Source organism: Stenotrophomonas sp. S41 (assembly GCF_016624625.1).
Classification (GTDB): Bacteria; Pseudomonadota; Gammaproteobacteria; order Xanthomonadales; family Xanthomonadaceae; genus Stenotrophomonas.
Window position 1 is genome coordinate 1 of record NZ_JACVTV010000194.1, and the last position, 2,187, is coordinate 2,187.

A 2,187-nucleotide genomic window follows, 5' to 3' on the forward strand; every position below is an offset into this window, starting at 1 on the left:
AGCCCGGCTCGACTCTAAAAAAGCTTGTCCCCCCCCGGTCGCGCGGGGCCATGCCCGGCGCCCTCCCCATCGGTCAGGCTGACAGTTCCAGCAGCAGCTTGTTCAGGCGTGCCACGTAGGCGCCCGGATCCTTCAGGCTGTCACCGGCGGCCAGCGCGGCCTGGTCGAACAGCACCCGGCCCAGGTCGTCGAAGCGCGCGCCATCGGCTTCGGCGTCGAGCTTGGCGATCAGCGGGTGGCCCGGGTTGATCTCCAGCACCGGCTTGCTGGCCGGCACCTTCTGCCCGCTGGCTTCCAGGATCTGGCGCATCTGCAGGCCCAGGTCCTGTTCGCCGATGGCCAGCACCGCCGGCGAATCGGTCAGGCGGTGCGAGACGCGCACTTCGGCCACGTCATCGCCCAGCACCGTCTTCAGGCGCTCGACCAGGCCCTGCTTGTCCTTCGCCGCGGCTTCCTGTTCCTGCTTGTCGGCCTCGCTTTCCAGCGCGCCCAGGTCGAGGTCGCCCCGGGCGATGTCGACAAAGCCCTTGCCGTCGAAATCGGTCAGGTAGCCCATCAGCCACTCGTCGATGCGATCGGTCAGCAGCAGCACTTCCACGCCCTTCTTGCGGAACACTTCCAGGTGCGGGCTGTTGCGCACCTGGCTGTAGCTCTCGCCGGTCAGGTAATAGATCTTGTCCTGGCCCTCGGCCATGCGGCCGATGTAATCGGCCAGCGACACGGTCTGTGCATCGGCCTCGCCACGGGTGGAGGCGAAGCGCAGCAGGCCGGCCACCTTCTCGCGGTTGTTGTAGTCCTCGGCCGGGCCTTCCTTCAGCACCTGGCCGAATTCCTTCCAGAACGTGGCGTACTGCTCCGGCTTGTCGGCGGCCAGCTTTTCCAGCATGTCCAGCGAGCGCTTGGTCAGCGCGGCCTTCATCGAATCGATGACCGGGCCGGACTGCAGGATCTCGCGCGAAACGTTCAGCGACAGGTCGTTGGAATCGACCACGCCCTTGATGAAGCGCAGGTACAGCGGCAGGAACTGCTCGGCCTGGTCCATCACGAACACGCGCTGCACGTAGAGCTTCAGGCCCTTGGGCGCGTCGCGGTGGTACAGGTCGAACGGCGCGCGGCCAGGCACGTACAGCAGCGAGGTGTACTCGAGCTTGCCTTCGACCTTGTTGTGGCTCCACGCCAGCGGGTCGCTGTGGTCGTGCGCCACGTGCTTGTAGAACTCGTTGTACTCGGCGTCGCTGATCTCGGTGCGCGGGCGGGTCCACAGCGCGCTGGCGCGGTTGACGGTCTCCCACTCGCCGGCGGCGTCTTCGCCTTCCTTCGGCATCTGGATCGGCAGGCCGATGTGGTCGGAGTACTTCTTGAGGATGCTGCGCAGGCGCCAGCCGTCGGCGAAGTCGTGCTCGCCATCCTTCAGGTGCAGGACGATGCGGGTGCCGCGCTCGGACTTGTCGATCGTGGCCACGTCGAAATCGCCTTCGCCACGCGAGGTCCAGCGCACGCCCTCGGCGGCGGCCAGGCCGGCGCGGCGCGAGGTCACTTCCACTTCGTCGGCGACGATGAAGGCGCTGTAGAAGCCGACGCCGAACTGGCCGATCAGCTGCGAATCCTTCTTCTGGTCGCCGGACAGCTGGCGCAGGAAATCGCCGGTGCCGGACTTGGCGATCGTGCCAAGGTGGGCGATGGCTTCGGCGCGGCTCATGCCGATGCCGTTGTCTTCGATGGTGATGGTGTGGGCGGTGGCGTCGAAGCTCACGCGCACGCGCAGTTCGCTGTCGCCTTCCAGCAGGGCAGGCTGGGTCAGGGCTTCGAAGCGCAGCTTGTCGGCGGCGTCGGCGGCGTTGGAGACCAGCTCGCGGAGGAAGATTTCCTTGTTGGAGTACAGCGAGTGGATCATCAGCTGCAGCAGCTGCTTGACCTCGGTCTGGAAGCCAAGGGTTTCGGTCTGGGTGGTCTCGGTCATCGATAGGGCTCCGTGTGCAATGCCGCGCCAGCGCGTGCGGCCTGGCCAAGGGGTATGGCTGATTGTCCCGAAATCAAGGGGTTGGTCGGGCAGGGCTGCGCCCTGCACCTGCCGAAGCAACTTCAACGGCAACAGCCAGAGCGTCATTCCGTGGGATGGCGGGGCGGTGTGGGTTGGCAGGACACGCCGTAAACCCGTCCATGGGGGCTCGTAGGCGCCATCCATGG

General features: G+C 66.3%; 1 protein-coding gene. It reads right to left on the reverse strand.

The genetic code is table 11. The annotated features are described in order from the left end of the window. Positions 1-73: 73 nt before the first annotated feature. Complete coding sequence (htpG, locus tag IAE56_RS20810) at positions 74-1,960, reverse strand: molecular chaperone HtpG (RefSeq protein WP_200753825.1); 1,887 nt, start codon at positions 1,958-1,960, stop codon at positions 74-76. Positions 1,961-2,187 lie beyond the last annotated feature (227 nt).